We start from the raw sequence: 19,903 nt of genomic DNA on the forward strand, positions 1-19,903 counted from the left end.
ATGGAGCATATACATGGCGTGGAATCAGCCCGGTAATAACGGACAAGACCGCGACCCGTGGGGAAGCAGCAAACCTGGCGGCAACTCTGAGGGAAATGGCAACAAAGGTGGTCGCGAGCAGGGGCCGCCGGATCTGGATGATATCTTCCGCAAGCTGAGCAAGAAGCTTGGTGGCCTTGGCGGAGGAAAAGGTTCTGGCTCGGGTGGCAATTCCACTCAGAGTTCGCGCCCGCCAATGGGGGGCCGCGTAGTGGGCATCGTGGCCGCTGCGGTGGTCATCATCTGGGCAGCCAGCGGATTCTACACCATTAAAGAAGCAGAGCGCGGCGTGGTCACCCGTTTCGGCAAGTTCAGCCATCTGGTTGAGCCGGGTCTGAACTGGAAGCCGACCTTCATTGACGACGTGACCGCGGTAAACGTGGAATCCGTCCGTGAACTGGCCGCCTCTGGCGTGATGCTGACCTCTGACGAAAACGTGGTGCGCGTTGAGATGAACGTGCAGTACCGCGTGACCGATCCTGAGCGTTATCTGTTTAGCGTGACCAGCGCCGATGACAGCCTGCGTCAGGCGACCGACAGCGCCCTGCGCGGTGTGATCGGTAAATACACCATGGACCGTATCCTGACCGAAGGTCGTACCGTTATTCGTAGCGATACCCAGCGCGAGCTGGAAGAGACCATTCGTCCGTACAACATGGGTATCACCCTGCTGGACGTCAACTTCCAGGCTGCGCGTCCGCCGGAAGAGGTGAAAGCCGCATTTGACGATGCGATTGCTGCCCGTGAAAACGAACAGCAGTACATCCGTGAAGCAGAAGCGTACACCAACGAAGTTCAGCCACGCGCTAACGGTCAGGCGCAGCGTATTCTGGAAGAAGCGCGCGCGTATAAGACGCAGACCATCCTGGAAGCTCAGGGTGAAGTGGCTCGCTTTGCGAAGATCCTGCCGGAATATAAAGCGGCACCGGAAATTACCCGTGAGCGTCTCTATATCGAGACCATGGAAAAAGTGCTGAGCCACACCCGCAAAGTGTTGGTTAACGACAATAAAGGCGGAAACCTGATGGTTCTGCCGCTGGATCAGATGCTGAAAGGCAGTTCTGCGCCAGCAGCGAAAGGCGACACCAGCGGCGCGAACAACCTGCTGCGTCTGCCGCCAGCCTCAACAGGCAGCGCCAGCACGAACACAACGCCTTCTTCGAACGATGGTGACATTATGGACCAACGCCGTGCTAACGCGCAGCGTAACGACTACCAGCGTCAGGGGGAATAAGGATGCGTAAGTCAGTTATTGCGATCATCGTCATCGTACTGGTCGTGCTTTATACCTCGATCTTTGTGGTGAAAGAAGGCGAGCGTGGGATCAAGTTCCAGTTCAGCAGCGTCGTGCGTGATGGCGACAAACGCCCGGTAATTTACGAGCCGGGCCTGCACTTCAAGGTGCCGTTCATCCAGTCAGTGAAAACGCTTGATGCGCGTATCCAGACCATGGATAACCAGGCTGACCGTTTCGTGACCAAAGAGAAGAAAGACCTGATCGTTGATTCCTATATCAAATGGCGTATCAGCGATTTCAGCCGTTACTTCCTGGCAACAGGCGGCGGTGACGTTTCTCAGGCAGAAGTGCTGCTGAAGCGTAAGTTCTCTGACCGTCTGCGTTCCGAGATTGGTCGTCTGGATGTGAAAGACATCGTGACCGACTCCCGCGGTCGTCTGACCCTGGAAGTTCGCGATGCCCTGAACTCCGGTACCGCGGGCACGGAAGACGAAGTTTCAACCCCGGCAGCAGATGATGCGATTGCCAAAGCGGCTGAACGCGTTCAGGCGGAGACCAACGGTAAAGTGCCGGTGATCAACCCGAACAGTATGGCTGCGCTGGGTATCGAAGTGGTTGACGTGCGTATCAAGCAGATCAACCTGCCAGCAGAGGTGTCTGAGGCGATTTACAACCGTATGCGCGCCGAGCGTGAAGCGGTAGCCCGTCGTCACCGTTCACAGGGCCAGGAAGAGGCTGAGAAGCTGCGTGCAGCAGCGGATTACGAAGTCACCAAGACGCTGGCGGAATCTGAGCGCCAGGGCCGTATCCTGCGCGGTGAAGGTGATGCCGAAGCGGCGAAGCTGTTCGCTGATGCCTTCAGCCAGGATCCTGACTTCTACGCCTTTATCCGTAGCCTGCGTGCTTACGAGAATAGCTTCCAGAGCAACCAGGATGTGATGGTGCTCAGCCCGGACAGCGATTTCTTCCGTTATATGAAGACGCCGACTAACGCAACGCGATAAACTCAGGCTCGTTTGAGTATTCAAACCACCGCTCTTAACGGAGCGGTGGTTTTCTTTTATAAGGAATAAAAATGAATTCAACGATCTGGCTCGCACTGGCTTTGGTCCTGGTGCTGGAAGGCCTTGGACCGATGCTCTATCCACGCGCCTGGCGTCGAATGATCGCCACGATGAGCCAACTGCCGGATAATATTTTGCGTCGTTTTGGCGGTGGTCTTGTGGTTGCGGGCATCGTGATCTACTACATGTTGAGGAAAACGATTGGCTGATCAAAAAGTAGGCGCAATCGGCGTATTTTGAGGTCAAAAAGTGCTGTATATCTGAAAAAGCGATGGTAGAATCCATTTTTAAGCAAACGGTGATTTTGAAAAAAATGGGTAACAACGTCGTCGTACTGGGCACCCAATGGGGTGACGAAGGTAAAGGGAAGATTGTTGATCTTCTGACTGAACGGGCTAAATATGTTGTACGCTACCAGGGCGGTCACAACGCAGGCCATACTCTCGTAATCAACGGTGAAAAAACCGTCCTCCATCTTATTCCATCAGGCATTCTTCGTGATAACGTCACCAGCATCATCGGTAACGGCGTTGTGCTGTCTCCTGCTGCGCTGATGAAAGAGATGAAAGGTCTGGAAGACCGTGGTATCCCTGTTCGTGAGCGTCTGCTGCTCTCCGAAGCCTGCCCACTGATCCTGGATTATCACGTGGCGCTGGACGTCGCGCGTGAGAAAGCGCGCGGTGCGAAAGCGATCGGTACCACCGGTCGTGGCATCGGCCCGGCTTACGAAGATAAAGTTGCACGCCGCGGTCTGCGCGTAGGCGACCTCTTCGACAAAGCAACCTTCGCTGAAAAACTGAAAGAAGTGATGGAATATCACAACTTCCAGCTGGTGAACTTCTACAAAGCTGACGCTGTTGACTACCAGAAAGTGCTGGATGACGTCATGGCGATTGCAGACATTCTGACCGGTATGGTTGTTGATGTGTCCGATCTGCTGGACCAGGCGCGCAAGCGTGGCGATTTCGTCATGTTCGAAGGCGCGCAGGGTACGCTGCTGGACATCGACCACGGTACCTATCCGTACGTTACCTCCTCTAACACCACTGCAGGTGGCGTGGCGACCGGCTCTGGCCTGGGTCCACGTTATGTGGATTACGTTCTGGGCATCATCAAAGCGTACTCCACTCGCGTGGGTGCGGGTCCATTCCCGACCGAGCTGTTTGATGAAACCGGCGAGTTCCTGTGCAAGCAGGGTAACGAGTTTGGCGCGACCACCGGTCGTCGTCGTCGTACCGGCTGGCTGGATGCGGTTGCAGTACGTCGTGCAGTGCAGATCAACTCCCTCTCTGGCTTCTGCCTGACCAAGCTGGACGTACTGGACGGCCTGAAAGAAGTGAAAATCTGCGTAGGCTACCGTATGCCAGACGGCCGCGAAGTGACCACCACTCCGCTGGCAGCTGACGACTGGGAAGGCATTGAGCCAATCTACGAAACCATGCCGGGCTGGTCTGAGACCACTTTCGGTGTGAAAGAGCGTAGCGGCCTGCCGCAGGCGGCGCTGGATTACATCAAGCGTATTGAAGAACTGACCGAAGTGCCGATCGATATTATTTCTACCGGCCCGGATCGTACTGAAACGATGATCCTGCGCGACCCGTTCGACGCATAATCTTCGTGAATTCTGGCCTGCGGGGAGACCCGTAGGCCGGATAAGCGTAGCGCCATCCGGCGAACGCTCCTGGATCTCCGCTTTTTCGCCCCGTCTGTCAAATAAATTAGCCGCTAACTATCTGGCTGGTTTATCATCATTAATGAATATCTCTGCGGTTTGACCGCGTTTTCCCTTTTTTCCTGAGGTTGATGTGCAGTTAACAAGTTTCACCGATTACGGCTTACGTGCGCTGATTTACATGGCGTCGTTACCCGAGGGGAAGATGACCAGTATCTCTGAAGTTACAGAGGTCTACGGCGTATCCCGTAATCATATGGTCAAAATAATCAATCAACTTAGTCGTGCCGGATACGTTGCTGCCGTCCGCGGGAAGAATGGTGGGATCCGTCTCGGTAAACCGGCACAGAGTATTCGTGTGGGCGACGTGGTACGTGAACTGGAGCCGCTGTCTCTGGTGAACTGCAGCAGCGAGTTCTGCCACATCACGCCCGCTTGCCGCCTGAAAAAGGCGCTTTCAAAGGCCGTGCAAAGTTTTCTCATGGAACTGGATAACTACACGCTGGCCGATTTGGTTGAAGAGAATCAACCGCTTTATAAATTATTGCTGGTGGAATGAAGAAAATTTCCACCGGAGCTGACAACGGAGGAACCGACATGTCACATGATCCTTTCCAGGAACGCGAAGCCGAAAAATACGCGAATCCTATTCCCAGCCGCGAGTTCATCATTGAACACTTAACAAAACGCGAAAAACCCGCCAATCGTGAAGAACTTGCCGTTGAACTAAACATTGAAGGTGAAGAGCAAATTGAAGCCCTTCGCCGCCGCCTGCGCGCAATGGAGCGTGACGGGCAGCTGGTCTTTACCCGCCGCCAGTGCTATGCGCTGCCAGAACGTCTCGATCTGCTGAAAGGGACCGTCATTGGTCACCGCGATGGCTTCGGCTTCCTGCGCGTGGAAGGCCGTAAAGACGATCTGTACCTCTCATCTGAACAGATGAAAATGTGCATTCACGGCGACCAGATCCTGGCGCAACCGCTGGGCGCTGACCGTAAAGGTCGCCGCGAAGCGCGCGTGGTACGCGTTCTGGTGCCAAAAACCAGCCAGATCGTTGGCCGCTACTTTACCGACGCGGGCGTGGGCTTCGTGGTGCCGGACGACAGCCGTCTGAGCTTCGACATCCTCATCCCACCTGAAGAGGTGATGGGCGCCCGCATGGGCTTTGTTGTTGTGGTGGAACTCACCCAGCGCCCAACCCGTCGCACTAAAGCGGTAGGTAAAATCGTCGAAGTGCTTGGCGACAACATGGGCACCACAATGGCCGTTGATATGGCGCTGCGTACCCATGAAATTCCGTACATCTGGCCGAAAGCGGTTGAAGAGCAGATCGAAAGCCTGCGCGAAGAAGTGCCGGAAGAGTCCAAAGCGGGCCGCGTGGATCTGCGCTCCCTGCCGCTGGTCACTATCGACGGTGAAGACGCCCGCGACTTCGATGACGCCGTCTACTGCGAGAAAAAACGCGGCGGCGGCTGGCGCCTGTGGGTCGCTATTGCAGACGTAAGCTACTATGTTCGTCCGCACACTCCGCTGGATAACGAAGCGCGCAGCCGCGGTACCTCGGTCTACTTCCCGTCCCAGGTTGTGCCGATGCTGCCGGAAGTGCTGTCTAACGGCCTGTGCTCCCTGAACCCGCAGGTTGACCGCCTCTGTATGGTTTGCGAGATGACCATCTCCACCAAAGGGCGCTTAACCGGCTACAAGTTCTACGAAGCGGTGATGAGCTCGCACGCGCGTCTGACCTATACCAAGGTCTGGCATATGCTGCAGGGCGACCAGGATCTGCGCGAACAGTACGCGCCGCTGGTTAAACACATCGAAGAGCTGCATAACCTTTACAAAACGCTGGATCAGGCGCGCGAAGAGCGCGGCGGGATCTCCTTTGAGAGTGAAGAAGCGAAATTCATTTTCAACGCGGAACGCCGCATTGAGCGTATCGAGCAGACCCAGCGTAACGATGCGCACAAGCTGATCGAAGAGTGTATGATTCTGGCGAACATCTCGGCGGCACGATTCGTCGAGAAAGCCAAAGAGCCTGCGCTGTTCCGTATTCACGATAAACCGTCGACGGAAGCCATCACCGCGTTCCGCTCCGTGCTGGCCGAACTGGGTCTGGAGCTGCCTGGCGGTAACAAGCCAGAGCCGCGCGATTACGCCGAGCTGCTGGAGTCCATTGGCGATCGTCCTGACGCAGAAATGCTGCAGACGATGCTGCTGCGCTCAATGAAGCAGGCGATTTACGATCCGGAAAACCGCGGTCACTTCGGCCTGGCGCTGCAGTCTTACGCCCACTTTACCTCGCCGATCCGTCGCTATCCTGACCTCTCTCTGCACCGTGCGATCAAGTATCTGCTGGCGCAGGAGCAGGGCCATAAAGGGAACACCACCGAAACCGGTGGCTACCACTATTCGATGGAAGAGATGCTGCAGCTGGGTCAGCACTGCTCCATGACCGAACGTCGTGCTGATGAAGCAACACGTGACGTGGCGGACTGGCTGAAGTGTGACTTTATGCTCGATCAGGTGGGTAACGTCTTTAAAGGCGTGATTGCCAGCGTGACCGGCTTTGGTTTCTTCGTTCGTCTGGACGAGCTGTTCATCGACGGTCTGGTGCACGTCTCCAGCCTGGATAACGACTACTACCGCTTCGACCAGGTCGGTCAGCGCCTGATTGGCGAATCTGGCGGCCAGACATATCGTCTGGGCGACCGTGTGGAAGTGAAGGTCGAAGCCGTGAATATGGACGACCGTAAGATCGACTTCAGCCTGATCTCCAGTGAGCGCGCGCCGCGTAACGTCGGGAAAACCGAGCGTGAAAGGGCGAAAAAAACCGGTAACGGTAAACCAGGTGGCGGTAAACGTCGCCAGGCGGGCAAGAAGGTAAACTTCGAGCCGGACAGCGCGTTCCGCGGCGAGAAGAAGCAGAAGCCGAAGGCGGCGAAGAAAGAAGCCCGTTCAGCGAAAAAACCGTCCGCGAAAACGCAGAAAATAGCGGCTGCCACCAAAGCGAAGCGCGCGGCCAAGAAAAAGCAGGCGGAGTAAAGTCTCCCCGCACCCTGACCCTCTCCCTAACCGGGAGAGGGGAAATACTTATTACGAGAACCATCAATGAGTGAAATGATTTACGGCATCCACGCGGTGCAGGCCCTTCTCGAGCGCGCACCGGAGCGTTTTCAGGAAGTGTTTATTCTGAAAGGGCGTGAAGATAAGCGTCTGATGCCGCTGATCCACGCCCTGGAAGCGCAGGGCGTGGTGATCCAACTGGCGAACCGCCAGTTCCTGGATGAGAAAAGTGAAGGTGCGGTTCACCAGGGGATCATTGCCCGCGTGAAGCCAGGTCGTCAGTACCAGGAAAACGATCTGCCGGATCTGATTGCCGAGCTGGATAACCCGTTCTTCCTGATCCTCGATGGCGTTACCGATCCGCATAATCTCGGCGCGTGCCTGCGTAGCGCCGATGCGGCGGGCGTGCACGCGGTGATTGTGCCGAAAGATCGCTCCGCGCAGCTGAACGCAACGGCGAAGAAAGTGGCCTGCGGCGCGGCGGAAAACGTTCCGCTGATCCGCGTGACCAACCTGGCGCGCACCATGCGTCTGCTGCAGGAAGAGAACATCTGGATCGTCGGTACCGCCGGTGAAGCGGATCATACTCTGTACCAGAGCAAAATGACCGGCCGTCTGGCTCTGGTGATGGGTGCGGAAGGTGAAGGCATGCGTCGTCTGACCCGCGAGCACTGTGACGAGCTGATCAGCATCCCAATGGCGGGTAGCGTGTCGTCCCTGAACGTTTCTGTTGCGACGGGTATCTGCCTGTTTGAAGCGGTGCGTCAGCGGGGAGAATAAACAGCAAGGCCGTCCACAGGACGGCCTTTTGTGTTTTCTCCCTCTCCCCGTGGGAGAGGGCCGGGGTGAGGGCACCAGACGGTGACAAACTCACTCCTCTAACGACCGCAAATGGTCATCCTTCCTCAGCGTCATCAGCGCGAAAATACTCACTACCGCCGTCGCCATCACGTAGTACGCCGGAATATCCAGGTTGCCCGTCTGCTTAATCAGGCCGGTGATGATTAACCCTGCGCATCCCGAGAAAATCGCGTTCGACAACGAGTAGGCCAGCCCCAGCCCCGTATAGCGCACGCGCGTCGGGAACATCTCAGATAGCATTGCCGGGCCTGGCCCTGCCAGCATCCCGACCAGACCGCCCGCAATCAACACCACAACAGCCTTCACCGCCAGCGTACTCGACTCTGCCTGAAGAATTTTCAGCAGCGGCAGGGCGAGGATCAGCAGCAGCGCGGTGGCGATAATCATCACCGTGCGGCGCCCGATCCGGTCGCTCAGGATCCCCGACGGAATGATGGTGAGTGCAAAACCAATATTCGAAATCACCGCTATAAGCAGCGCCTGGTTAAACCCGGTGTGCAGCGCCGACTGCAGATAGGTCGGCATAATCACCAGGTAGGTATACCCTGCCGCAGACCAGACCATTACGCGCCCAATCCCCATCGCGATGGCCCGGAGCGTGGCGGCAGTATCCGCCTGAGCGACAGCCGGTTTGTCCTGCTGCTGCACAAAGCTGGGCGTCTCTTCCATGCTGACACGAAGCCACAGCGCAACGACGCCCATGGGTAACGCCAGGAAGAACGGAATACGCCAGCCCCAGTCGTGCAGGGCTTCCTGCGTGAGGAGGGCAGAGAGCAGCGCCACGATGCCTGCGCCCGCTAAAAGCCCCAGCGCCACGGTAAACGACTGCCACGCGCCATAGAGCCCACGCTTGCCGCGCGGGGCAAACTCCGTCATCAGCGAGACCGCACCGCCGTACTCACCGCCCGCAAACAGTCCCTGTAGGATGCGCAGCAGCGTAATAATGAGCGGTGCGGCAATCCCGATACTGGCATAGACCGGCACAATGCCGATGGCGGCGGTAGCGAGCGTCATCAGCACCAGCACAATAATGAGCGTCGGTTTACGGCCAATCCGGTCGCCGATGCGGCCAAACACCACCGCACCCAGCGGGCGGAAGAAGAAGGCAATGGCAAACGAGGCGTAGGTGAGGATCAGGCTGGTGAGCCCCGCTTCCCCTTCAAGCTGGAAGAAGTTCTTCGCAATGACGGTCGCCAGAAAACCGTAGACCGCAAACTCATACCACTCGATAAAGTTACCAATGGAGCCGGCAATTAATGCTCGCTTGTGCGCATCCGGTTGCATAACGATCCTCACTGAAAAGGGTAAGAATAAATTATTCAACAAAAGCGAAGTCATGAAATAGTTTATTCTTATGTTCTGTGAGCTATTTCACGAATGATATCAGCGGGATCGTGAACGTGTGACTCCCCTCCCATGCAGCGTGTGCGCGGTCTGTCCATACTTATCGTCATTGCCACTGAAGGAGGGAGACAGCATGCACTGGCAGACCCATACCGTTTTCAATCAACCTGCACCGCTTTCCAACAGTAACCTTTTCCTCTCGGACTGCGCCCTGCGCGATGCGGTCGCGCGTGAAGGGGCCGAGTGGGATATCGAACTCCTCGCCAGCATTGGTCAGCAGCTGGGTACGGCGGAGTCGCTGGAGCTGGGCAGGCTGGCGAACGTGAATCCGCCGGAGTTGCTTCGCTATGACGCCACCGGGGAGCGGCTGGATGACGTCCGCTTTCACCCGGCATGGCACCTGCTGATGCAGGGACTTTGTGCCAACCGCGTGCATAACCTGGCGTGGGAAGAGGAGGCGCGTAAAGGGGCGTTTGTCGCGCGGGCCGCACGCTTTGTGCTTCATGCTCAGGTGGAGGCGGGCACGCTGTGCCCTGTCACCATGACGTTTGCCGCGACACCGCTCCTGCAGCAGGCGCTCCCCAAACCCTTTCACGACTGGCTGACACCGCTGCTCAGCGATCGCTACGATCCTCATCTTGCGCCCGGCGCGCAAAAGCGCGGCCTGCTGATCGGTATGGGGATGACGGAAAAGCAGGGCGGCTCGGACGTGCTGAGCAACACCACCAGGGCGGAAAAATGCAGCGACGGCAGTTATAGGCTGGTGGGACATAAATGGTTTTTCTCCGTCCCGCAAAGCGATGCGCATCTCGTGCTGGCGCAGGCGAAGGGCGGACTATCCTGCTTTTTTGTGCCGCGCTTTTTACCTGACGGGCAGCGCAACGCCGTCCGGCTGGAGCGCCTTAAGGACAAGCTCGGGAACCGCTCCAACGCCAGCAGCGAGGTGGAATTCCTTGATGCCTCCGGCTGGCTGCTGGGGGAAGAAGGCGAAGGGGTACGGCAAATCCTCAAAATGGGCGGGCTGACGCGCTTTGACTGCGCGCTGGGCAGCCACGGACTGATGCGCCGTGCGCTCTCCGTGGCGCTGTACCATGCGCATCAGCGCCAGACCTTCGGCAAAAATCTTATCGATCAGCCGCTCATGCGCGAAGTGCTAAGCCGGATGGCGCTGGTGCTGGAGGGGCAAACGGCGCTGCTGTTCCGCCTGGCGCGGGCGTGGGATAAACGCGCGGATCCGCAGGAGGCGGCATGGGCACGGCTGTTTACCCCGGCCGCCAAATTTAGCGTGTGCAAAGCGGGCATCCCGTTTGTCGCTGAAGCGATGGAGGTGCTGGGCGGAGTAGGATACTGCGAGGAGAGCGAACTTCCCCGCCTGTATCGCGAGATGCCGGTGAACAGCATCTGGGAAGGGGCCGGCAACATCATGTGCCTGGACGTGCTGCGCGTGCTGGCGAAGCAGCCGGGTATACACGATCGGCTTGCCGATGAGTTTGCACAGGTCAAAGGGCAGGACAGACACTTCGACCGCAGCTGGCGACAGCTTCAGCAAAAACTGCGTAAACCGCAGGAGGCGCAGGGGCGGGAGATCGCGCAGCAGCTTTTCTTGCTGAGTGCCGGGAGCGAAATGCTGCGGCACGCATCGCCTCCGGTGGCGCAGGCGTGGTGCCGCATGATGCTGGATACCCGTGGCGGAACGGTGATGAGCGAGCAGGTGCAAAGTGACCTGCTGCTGCGTGCGACGGGCAGAGTCGGCTAGCCTTTTAGCTGGAACAGGCTCACCAGCTGAGCCAGGTGTGAACCCTTCTCGCGCAGCGTTTGAGCCGTTTGTTCGCTGCGTGAGATGCGGTCGGCATTGATATGCGACGCTTCGCCAATGTGGGTCATGGCGAGGTTCACCTGACCGATCCCGGCGGACTGCTCGCGTGAGGCATGGTTAATCTCGGTGACCAGCTGGCTGATGTTATCGATATGAACAATGATGTCATCCATCGCCAGGCGCGTCTGTTCAGACAGCGCATGACCCTCACTGACTTTCCTGAGCGTATCGCCAATCAGCTGTTCAATCTCCTTCACCGCATTAGCGCTGCGTCCCGCCAGGGCGCGAACTTCTTGCGCTACCACCGCAAACCCTTTTCCATGCTCGCCCGCGCGGGCCGCTTCCACTGCCGCATTCAGCGCCAGGATATTGGTCTGGAAAGCGATGGACTCAATCACGCGCGTGATGTCTGCGATGCGTTTTGACGCTTCGCGAATGTCGTCCATGGTCGACACCGCGTGGGTGACCGTCTCACCGCCCTGATGCACCGCGAGCGAGGTTTCACCCACCAACTGCTGCGTTTGCTCCATGTTGGCGGCATTTTGCTGCACGGTGGCGGCCAGCTGCTCCATGCTGGCGGAGGTCTCTTCCACGCTGCTGGCCTGCTTGTTGATCTGCTCTGAAATCTCGCCGGTATCGGCGGCCAGCGCGTTGGTACCTGAATGGATTTCGCCTGCGGCCTCGCGGACCTGCAGGACAATTTTTTGCAGGCCGCCACCGATGCCGTTGATGGCGTCGATCAGCTGGCCGACTTCGTCCTGACGCGTCACGGGCAGGCTGGAACGGAGATCCCCTGCGGCATATTGCCGGGCAAGATGGATCACATTGCGCAGCGGTCGGGTCAGCACCCGGCGAATCAGGACTACAAACAGACCAGCAAACAGGATGGATAAGGCCGTACCGGCGAGGAGGAAACCGTCGCGCATGGCGGTGACGCTTGAGAGCAGCACCGATTTATCCACTTCACCCACGATAGTCCAGTTCCAGCCTGGCAGCGGGGTATAAGCCATTTTCAGCGTGCGGCCGTCGTCGCTTACGCGCTCCAGCGTGCCGGGTTTATCACTCAGAAGCTGTTGCTGCGTCGCGTCGTCCCACTTCGGCAGTTTTCCCTCTTCGCTGGCGTGGAAAAGGTATTGCCCGCGCGTTTTGCCGTTGCTGCGATCCAGCACGAAGAAGTGACCGCTCTCGCCCAGGCGGCGGTTGAGGATTTTCTCACGCATGACGTTCCAGGAGTGAGTGATGTCTACCCCGACAAAGACGATCGCAATGACCTGTCCTTCGGCGTTTTTAACCGGCTGGTACTGGGTGATGTAGCGTTTGCCAAACAGCAGCGCCAGGCCGCGGTAGACTTCACCTTTGTTGACGGCGGCAAAGGCCGGGCTGGCGTTATCCAGAACGGTACCCATTGCCCGCTCGCCGTTCTCTTTACGCAGGGAAGTGGCTACGCGAACAAAGTCGTTACCGCTGCGTACAAACAGCGTCGAAATGGCTCCCGTACGGTTCAGGAACGCGTCCGAAAGCGTGTTGTTTTCATGCAGCCCGGTATCTCCGCCTTTCAGAAGCGGAACGCTGAGCCCGTTAATTGTCAGGGTTTGGGAAGCATCAATGTTCAGGGGCTGCGGTAAAAAGGTGGTGAACAGACGGGTATAGCTCTCAACCTCTTCACTCAGGCTGGTGTTAAACATCTGCACCATGTCGACCATGCCGGTGGACTGATTATGCAGATCTTCTACCGCAAGGGCTTCAAGCTGCTGGCTGGCTTTTTGACTGAGCAGAAAAGTGAAAAGCAGAAACAGCGTGGCGACACTGACGCCGGTAAGCAGTGACAGCTTCGCACCCAGGCCTGCGCGGCGAAAAATGTTGATCATAAATTGCTCATCATTGAAAAGGTATGGTTCTTCAACGGCAGAGCGGGGATTACGTTTACTGATTTAATGTAACAAAATGTTATTTTATTGTTCTTGATTTGTTTTTTATAAAATAAAAAATTTGCAAAAACGAAAAGCCACTAAAAATAAGTGGCTTTTATCAGGAGGGAGATTACACGTAGAGAATGGCCTGTACCCGCCAGTGGTCGATATGGTTATCTTCCTGCATCTGGATGATGCGATACCATGAAGCACCCTGCTCATCGGCCTTTAATGCCACGACACGTTCAACGTCTTGCGGGCTCCCCGAGATATTATTCACGGAGATCTGGCCAATTTCATTCAGGCCAGTCACACAATCAGCACTGGCGAATTCTGCTGACTGCGCGGTGGTGCTCAGCAGGCCTGCTGAGAGCAACAGTGAGGTCAAAGCAAGAGTTCGTTTCATCGTCAGCTCCATTTCACATATATCCGGTATCCGCCGGGCAATCCTTCGCAAATAAACTCCCTTCCATTGACGCGGGCATGGAGTTTATTGTGGACAGGAAAATGTCTATGGACGCAAAGCAGTGTAAATCTCGTTCAAAAGTAAACCATTATTTCCGGTACAAAATGGCCTGTGAATACCACTGTCCCGTTATGATGGTTTCGTCGATCATAATGATGACGTAATAATCTGCTTTGGCGGCGACGGCCTGTGCTTTTATTGCCGCTTCTGCGTCATCCGGAGAGCCGCGAACCAGCGCGGAGATGGTGCCCATTCGTTGTAATCCTTCCGTCTGATTACGACGAATCTCCTGTGGATGATCGGCGACCGGTGGAGCGGGTTGCGGCGTTCCCTGCAGCGCGCTACAGCCACTGAGCAGAAACACCAGCAATAAAGCAGCAAACCTGCGCATAACCATATCTCGTTTCCTGATAGCCATAGTGTAGTTGTCTGTGAATTTAGTTTTGGGGGAATGTTCCCGAAGTGTTATCTGGGACGTATATTTCGAATGAAAATGACGTGAAAGCGTAACCCAGTTCTCAACATTATGAATCATACATTCGCACAGGGTCGACAATGATTGAAATTGAAATACGCCATCTCGGCGACCATGAAATTTTACACGCGATGCCAGCGGGTAAACGTGATAAACCGCTGCCTGTTGTGGTTTTTTATCATGGGTTTACCTCATCGAAGCTGGTTTACAGTTATTTTGCGGTCGCGCTGGCGCAGGCGGGGTTTCGGGTAGTGATGCCGGATGCACCCGACCACGGCGCACGCTTTTTGGGTAACGAACAGGCGCGTCTTGGGCAGTTCTGGCACATTCTGCACGGGAGTCTGACCGAGTTTGCCGGGCTGCGCGATGCGCTGTATGAGGCAGGGCTGGTGGCCGACAATCGTCTGGCCGTGGCTGGGGCGTCGATGGGCGGTATGACGGCGCTGGGGATTATGACGCATCATCCTGAAGTGAAGTCTGTCGCCTGTCTGATGGGCTCGGGCTATTTTAAGTCGCTGGCGAAGACGCTTTTTCCCCCTCAGGATTTAGCGGAAATCGCCGCGACGCTCGAAGAGTGGGACGTGACCCGGGCATTGCCGCGCCTGGCCGATCGCCCGCTGCTGCTGTGGCACGGTGACGCGGATGATGTGGTCCCGCCCGAGGGAACCTTCCGCCTGCAGCAGGCGTTAATGAGTGAAGGACTGGACGATAATCTGACCTGTCTATGGGAACCGGGCGTCCGCCACCGCATCACGCCAACGGCGCTGGATGCCACGGTAGCGTTTTTCCGCCAGCACCTTTAAACGCGCAGCACTTTTACGCCCTGATCTTCCAGCTTCTGGAGGATCTCAGGGTTGGCGCCTTTGCCGGTGATCACCATGTCGATCTGTTCGGCACGGCTGAATAACATCCCTGCGCGCTCGCCCACTTTGCTGCTGTCGACCAGCACAACGAGCTTGCCCACAACGTTAAGCATGTTTTGTTCCGCCATCGCGGTCAGCATATCGGTTTTATACAGGCCATCTGCCGTCAGGCCTTTGCCACTGGTAAACATCCAGTGCCCGGCATAGAGACTGTTTTCGCTGTCCTGAGGGCTAAGGGTGATGGACTGGCTTTTGTTGTACTGACCGCCCATGATCACCACGCTCTCATGCTCCTGGTCGATGAGATAATTGGCGAGCGGTAAGTAGTTGGTGATGATTTGCACTGGCTTGCCGCACATTTCACGGCCCAGCAGAAACGCCGTGGAGCCGCAGTTGATGACCACGCTCTCGCCGGGATTCACCAGCTGCGATGCGGCTCTGGCAATCCGCACTTTTTCATCATGATTCTGCGCCTGATGAATATTCATCGGAGACCAGCGAGGGCGCTGCTGGCTGATCGCTTCCGCGCCGTTGCGGACCTTTTTCAGCTTGCCGCTTTCATCCAGCTTGTTGATATCCCGCCGCGCCGTTGCCGGGGAGATGCCTAAACGTTCGATCACTTTCTCGACGGTGATAAACCCGGTTTGCGCCAGGAGTTCCAGGAGAATTTGATGCCGTTGCGCTTCCGTCATGAGCTATTCCGATAAGAATTGATTTGAAAAGATGATATTTGAAATAGCGTGAAATTACTAAAAGAAATATGACATCGCCAGACATCATGTCTGGCGATGCGGCTGCACAATCAGAGGAAGGACTTGAACGGCAGGTCAGGCTCAATGGTGAAGCAATCATCGAAACCACGTGGGTAGTGATATTCGAAATTATCTTTGTCCAGTGGCCAGGTGAACTTGCCGCCGACCTGCCAGATGAACGGCTTGAAGCCATACTTCAGGCGGTCTTTTTTCATTTCCCACAGCACGCGGATCTCCTGCGGATCGGCCTGGAAGTTTGACCAGATATCGTGGTGGAACGGAATCACCACTTTGGTATTCAGCGCTTCCGCCATGCGCAGCATGTCGGCGCTGGTCATTTTGTCGGTAATACCGCGCGGGTTCTCGCCGTAGGAGCCCAGCGCCACGTCAATCTGATGCTCGTTACCGTGCTTCGCGTAGTAGTTGGAGTAGTGAGAGTCGCCGCTGTGGTACAGGGAGCCGCCAGGGGTTTTAAACAGATAGTTAACCGCGCGCTCATCCATACCGTCCGGCAGTACACCCGCGGCTTTCTGATCGGCAGGCAGGGTGATCAGTGCTGTACGGTCAAAGGCGTCCAGCGCGTGAATTTCAATATCTTTAATTTTCACCACGTCCCCAGGCTTCATCACGATGCAGCGCTCTTTCGGCACGCCCCAGCCGATCCACAGATCCACGCAGGTCTGTGGCCCGATAAACGGCACATCGTCAGCACAGTTTTGCATCACCGCAGCCGCCACGTTCACGTCGATATGATCGTTGTGATCGTGAGTAGAAAGGACGGCGTCGATCTGGCGAATGGCAAACGGATCGAGCACAAACGGTGTGGTACGCAGGTTCGGCTGCAGTTTTTCCACGCCCGCCATGCGCTGCATCTGATGGCCTTTTTTCATCAGCGGGTTGCCGTGGCTCTGCTTGCCGGTGCCGCACCAGAAATCGACACAGATATTGGCGCCACCCTCTGATTTCAGCCAGATACCGGTACAGCCCAGCCACCACATTGCAAACGTGCCAGGAGCAACCTGTTCCTGCTCGATCTCTTCATTCAGCCAACTGCCCCACTCCGGGAAGGTGCTCAGAATCCATGACTCACGGGTGATGGTGTTCACTTTACTCATCGTTTTGACTCCTGGTTTAATCAAAAGTAATCACATGGTGATTTGTTGTGATTAATGCTGGCACCATTTGATGCGCTTTGCAATGGCAAAAATGCGGAATTTTATCTGCGCAACTTCACGTACTCTGCACTTATTCCTTGTTAGACTATCCAGTATTAAGCATTAATTGCATGAATTATAAAGGTTAATTTATTTCTCATGTACGGTAGTGAAAATCATTACTAACACCATGGAAATAAATTGCGTGATACGTCACAAATAATCAAATGCAATCTTGTGGTGATTATTTGTGATTAATAGAGTGATGACACCAACCACACAGGGATTGCCCCTCGTGTTCTCATTTCTGGAGAGAGTTATGGAGATCCTCTACAACGTCTTTACCGTGTTCTTTAATCAGGTAATGACCAACGCCCCGCTGCTGCTGGGTATCGTGACGTGTCTGGGTTATATCCTGCTGCGCAAAAGCGTCAGCGTGATTATTAAAGGCACCATCAAAACCATTATCGGTTTCATGCTGTTGCAGGCGGGGTCAGGCATTCTGACCAGCACCTTTAAGCCGGTCGTCGCCAAAATGTCGGAAGTGTATGGCATCAACGGTGCCATCTCTGACACTTACGCCTCAATGATGGCGACCATTGAACGCATGGGTGATGCCTATAGCTGGGTGGGGTATGCGGTGCTGCTCGCCCTGGCGCTGAACATCATCTACGTTCTTCTGCGCCGTATTACCGGCATTCGCACCATCATGCTCACCGGCCACATCATGTTCCAGCAGGCGGGGCTGATCGCGGTTTCTCTCTATATCTTCGGCTACCCAATGTGGACCACGATTATCTGCACCGCGGTGCTGGTCTCGCTCTACTGGGGTATCACCTCCAACATGATGTACAAGCCTACTCAGGAAGTGACTGACGGCTGCGGTTTCTCCATCGGCCATCAGCAGCAGTTTGCCTCCTGGATTGCCTATAAAGTTGCACCGTACCTGGGCAAAAAAGATGAGAGCGTTGAAGACCTCAAGCTGCCGGGCTGGCTGAATATTTTCCACGACAACATCGTTTCAACCGCGATTGTGATGACCATCTTCTTCGGCGCCATTCTGCTCTCCTTCGGCATTGACGTTGTTCAGGCGATGGCGGGTAAAACGCACTGGACGGTTTATATCCTGCAGACCGGCTTCTCCTTCGCGGTGGCCATTTTCATCATCACTCAGGGCGTGCGTATGTTCGTCGCCGAACTGTCGGAAGCCTTCAACGGCATCTCGCAGCGCCTGATCCCTGGTGCGGTGCTGGCGATTGACTGTGCCGCTATCTACAGCTTCGCGCCAAACGCGGTGGTCTGGGGCTTTATGTGGGGCACCATCGGCCAGCTGATTGCGGTGGGCATCCTGGTCGGCTGCGGCTCCTCAATCCTGATTATTCCAGGCTTTATCCCGATGTTCTTCTCCAACGCCACCATCGGCGTCTTCGCTAACCACTTCGGCGGCTGGCGCGCGGCGCTCAAGATCTGCCTGGTCATGGGTATGGTGGAAATCTTTGGTTGCGTATGGGCGGTGAAGCTCACCGGTATGAGTGCCTGGATGGGCATGGCGGACTGGTCAATTCTGGCACCGCCGATGATGCAGGGCTTTGCCTCCGTCGGGCTGGTCTTTATGGCCGTCATCATCCTGATTGCTCTGGCTTATATGTTCTTCGCTGGCCGTTCGCTGCGAGCTGAAGAAGATGCGGAAAAACAAACAGCAGAAGTCTCTGCTCATTAAGGAGTTTCGATTATGACCGTACGTATCCTGGCTGTGTGTGGTAATGGGCAAGGCAGCTCCATGATCATGAAGATGAAAGTGGACCAGTTTTTAACCCAGTCAAACATTGACCACACGGTGAACAGCTGCGCGGTGGGTGAATACAAAAGTGAGCTGAACGGCGCGGACATCATCATCGCCTCTACCCATATCGCCGGCGAAATTAGCGTGTCGGGCAATAAATATGTGGTGGGCGTGCGCAACATGCTGTCGCCTGCGGATTTCGGACCAAAACTGCTGGAAGTGATTAAAGAGCACTTCCCACAAGACGTGAAGTAAGGACGCCACATGAAACTACGTGATTCGCTGGCAGAGAATAATTCCATCCTTTTACAGGCTGAGGCCAGCACCTGGCAGGAAGCGGTGAAGCTGAGCGTGGATCTGCTGGTTAAGGCTGACGTTGTCGAGCCGCGTTACTACCAGGCCATTCTTGATGGCGTCGCGCAGCACGGCCCTTATTTTGTGATAGCGCCAGGGCTGGCAATGCCGCATGGGCGTCCTGAAGAGGGCGTGAAGAAAACCGGCTTCGCGCTGGTGACGCTGAAAACGCCGCTGGTGTTCAACCACGAAGATAACGACCCGGTCGACATCCTGATCACCATGGCCGCCGTGGATGCTAACACCCACCAGGAAGTGGGCATCATGCAGATCGTCAATCTGTTTGATGACGAAGCTAATTTCGACCGTTTACGCGCCTGCCGTACCGAGCAGGACGTGCTGGATTTAATTGATAACGCCACAGCGGCGGCAGTCTAAGAGGAATTGAACATGTCATTACCTATGTTGCAGGTTGCGCTGGATAACCAAACTCTGTCCCACGCTTACGAAACCACCCGTCTGATCGCGGAAGAAGTCGATATCATCGAAGTGGGTACCATTCTGTGCGTGGGCGAAGGCGTGCGTGCCGTTCGCGACCTGAAGGCGCTCTATCCGCATAAAATCGTGCTGGCAGATGCCAAAATTGCCGACGCAGGCAAAATCCTTTCCCGCATGTGCTTTGAAGCGAATGCTGACTGGGTCACCGTGATCTGCTGTGCGGATATCAACACCGCCAAAGGCGCGCTGGACGTGGCAAAAGAGTTTAACGGCGACGTGCAGATTGAGTTGACCGGTTTCTGGACCTGGGAGCAGGCGCAGGAGTGGCGCGATGCGGGCATTCAGCAGGTGGTGTACCACCGCAGCCGCGACGCGCAGGCCGCAGGCGTGGCGTGGGGCGAAGCGGATATCAGCGCGATCAAACGTCTGGCGGATATGGGCTTCAAAGTCACCGTCACCGGCGGTCTGGCGCTGGAAGATCTGCCGCTGTTCAAGGGCATTCCGATTCACGTCTTTATTGCCGGTCGCAGCATTCGTGATGCGGCGTCTCCGGTGGAAGCGGCGCGTCAGTTCAAACGCTCAATCGCTCAGCTTTGGGGCTAAGGAGCGGGT

Annotated in this window: 19 protein-coding genes; 13 read left to right on the plus strand and 6 right to left on the minus strand. The window is 56.1% G+C overall.

Annotated elements, in window-relative coordinates:
• The first annotated feature begins 13 nt into the window (after positions 1-13).
• The 7 genes from hflK to rlmB all read left to right on the plus strand — a co-directional run bounded on the left by hflK (position 14) and on the right by rlmB (position 7,855).
• Entirely contained in the window at positions 14-1,273 is a 1,260-nt protein-coding gene (hflK, locus tag AC4IC4_RS01950; RefSeq protein WP_024907334.1) for an FtsH protease activity modulator HflK, read from the plus strand.
• Positions 1,274-1,275: 2 nt separating this feature from the next.
• On the plus strand, positions 1,276-2,280 hold the full coding sequence (hflC, locus tag AC4IC4_RS01955; protein ID WP_024907333.1) for a protease modulator HflC: 1,005 nt from the start codon (positions 1,276-1,278) through the stop codon (positions 2,278-2,280).
• A 71-nt stretch (positions 2,281-2,351) separates the two neighbouring features.
• The gene (locus AC4IC4_RS01960) at positions 2,352-2,549 is read left to right on the plus strand and encodes a DUF2065 domain-containing protein (protein WP_003855996.1); all 198 of its coding nucleotides are present in this window, start codon (positions 2,352-2,354) and stop codon (positions 2,547-2,549) included.
• A gap of 104 nt (positions 2,550-2,653) precedes the next feature.
• A complete protein-coding gene (locus AC4IC4_RS01965) occupies positions 2,654-3,952 on the plus strand; it encodes an adenylosuccinate synthase (RefSeq protein ID WP_024907332.1) in 1,299 nt (432 codons plus the stop codon).
• 193 nt (positions 3,953-4,145) lie between these two features.
• Positions 4,146-4,571, plus strand: a complete 426-nt coding sequence (gene nsrR / locus AC4IC4_RS01970; RefSeq protein WP_023334253.1) for a nitric oxide-sensing transcriptional repressor NsrR — start codon at positions 4,146-4,148, stop codon at positions 4,569-4,571.
• Between the two features lie 38 nt (positions 4,572-4,609).
• Positions 4,610-7,054, plus strand: coding sequence for a ribonuclease R (gene rnr / locus AC4IC4_RS01975; RefSeq protein WP_148770159.1), 2,445 nt, complete (start codon positions 4,610-4,612; stop codon positions 7,052-7,054).
• Between the two features lie 66 nt (positions 7,055-7,120).
• Positions 7,121-7,855, plus strand: coding sequence for a 23S rRNA (guanosine(2251)-2'-O)-methyltransferase RlmB (rlmB, locus tag AC4IC4_RS01980; protein WP_010427468.1), 735 nt, complete (start codon positions 7,121-7,123; stop codon positions 7,853-7,855).
• Positions 7,856-7,945: 90 nt separating this feature from the next.
• On the opposite strand, the gene AC4IC4_RS01985 is transcribed toward rlmB, so the two are convergent.
• Positions 7,946-9,220 carry an MFS transporter gene (locus tag AC4IC4_RS01985; RefSeq protein ID WP_491472051.1) on the minus strand — a complete coding sequence of 425 codons (1,275 nt, stop codon included), beginning with the start codon at positions 9,218-9,220 and terminating at the stop codon, positions 7,946-7,948.
• A 193-nt stretch (positions 9,221-9,413) separates the two neighbouring features.
• Here AC4IC4_RS01985 and AC4IC4_RS01990 point away from each other — a divergent pair, with 193 nt between their 5' ends.
• Positions 9,414-11,036 (plus strand): isovaleryl-CoA dehydrogenase, encoded by a 1,623-nt coding sequence (locus tag AC4IC4_RS01990; protein WP_491472052.1) that lies wholly within the window; start codon positions 9,414-9,416, stop codon positions 11,034-11,036.
• Here the strand turns inward: AC4IC4_RS01990 and AC4IC4_RS01995 are convergent.
• From AC4IC4_RS01995 to bsmA, 3 genes are all read right to left on the minus strand, one after another.
• Positions 11,033-12,964: a methyl-accepting chemotaxis protein gene (locus AC4IC4_RS01995; protein ID WP_491472053.1), complete on the minus strand. Its 1,932-nt coding sequence runs from the start codon at positions 12,962-12,964 to the stop codon at positions 11,033-11,035. The genes AC4IC4_RS01990 and AC4IC4_RS01995 overlap by 4 nt on opposite strands.
• A gap of 172 nt (positions 12,965-13,136) precedes the next feature.
• Complete coding sequence (gene yjfN / locus AC4IC4_RS02000) at positions 13,137-13,424, minus strand: DUF1471 family protease activator YjfN (RefSeq protein ID WP_032645202.1); 288 nt, start codon at positions 13,422-13,424, stop codon at positions 13,137-13,139.
• Positions 13,425-13,560: 136 nt separating this feature from the next.
• Positions 13,561-13,890, minus strand: a complete 330-nt coding sequence (gene bsmA, locus AC4IC4_RS02005) for a biofilm peroxide resistance protein BsmA (RefSeq protein ID WP_024907326.1) — start codon at positions 13,888-13,890, stop codon at positions 13,561-13,563.
• A 137-nt stretch (positions 13,891-14,027) separates the two neighbouring features.
• Here bsmA and yjfP point away from each other — a divergent pair, with 137 nt between their 5' ends.
• On the plus strand, positions 14,028-14,750 hold the full coding sequence (gene yjfP / locus AC4IC4_RS02010) for an esterase (RefSeq protein WP_491472054.1): 723 nt from the start codon (positions 14,028-14,030) through the stop codon (positions 14,748-14,750).
• On the opposite strand, the gene ulaR is transcribed toward yjfP, so the two are convergent.
• On the minus strand, positions 14,747-15,502 hold the full coding sequence (gene ulaR / locus AC4IC4_RS02015; protein WP_024907324.1) for an HTH-type transcriptional regulator UlaR: 756 nt from the start codon (positions 15,500-15,502) through the stop codon (positions 14,747-14,749). The genes yjfP and ulaR overlap by 4 nt on opposite strands.
• A 110-nt stretch (positions 15,503-15,612) precedes the next feature.
• On the minus strand, positions 15,613-16,677 hold the full coding sequence (ulaG, locus tag AC4IC4_RS02020) for an L-ascorbate 6-phosphate lactonase (RefSeq protein WP_024907323.1): 1,065 nt from the start codon (positions 16,675-16,677) through the stop codon (positions 15,613-15,615).
• A gap of 358 nt (positions 16,678-17,035) precedes the next feature.
• On the opposite strand from ulaG, the gene ulaA reads away from it, so the two are divergent.
• The 4 genes from ulaA to ulaD are packed head-to-tail and all read left to right on the plus strand — an operon-like array spanning position 17,036 to position 19,894.
• On the plus strand, positions 17,036-18,436 hold the full coding sequence (gene ulaA / locus AC4IC4_RS02025; protein WP_491472055.1) for a PTS ascorbate transporter subunit IIC: 1,401 nt from the start codon (positions 17,036-17,038) through the stop codon (positions 18,434-18,436).
• Positions 18,437-18,448: 12 nt separating this feature from the next.
• Positions 18,449-18,754, plus strand: coding sequence for a PTS ascorbate transporter subunit IIB (gene ulaB / locus AC4IC4_RS02030; protein WP_003856022.1), 306 nt, complete (start codon positions 18,449-18,451; stop codon positions 18,752-18,754).
• Between the two features lie 9 nt (positions 18,755-18,763).
• Entirely contained in the window at positions 18,764-19,231 is a 468-nt protein-coding gene (gene ulaC, locus AC4IC4_RS02035; RefSeq protein ID WP_024907321.1) for a PTS ascorbate transporter subunit IIA, read from the plus strand.
• Positions 19,232-19,243: 12 nt separating this feature from the next.
• Complete coding sequence (ulaD, locus tag AC4IC4_RS02040; RefSeq protein WP_008502901.1) at positions 19,244-19,894, plus strand: 3-keto-L-gulonate-6-phosphate decarboxylase UlaD; 651 nt, start codon at positions 19,244-19,246, stop codon at positions 19,892-19,894.
• Positions 19,895-19,903: the final 9 nt, after the last annotated feature.

Source organism: Enterobacter sp. Taxon_2 (genome assembly GCF_058355295.1).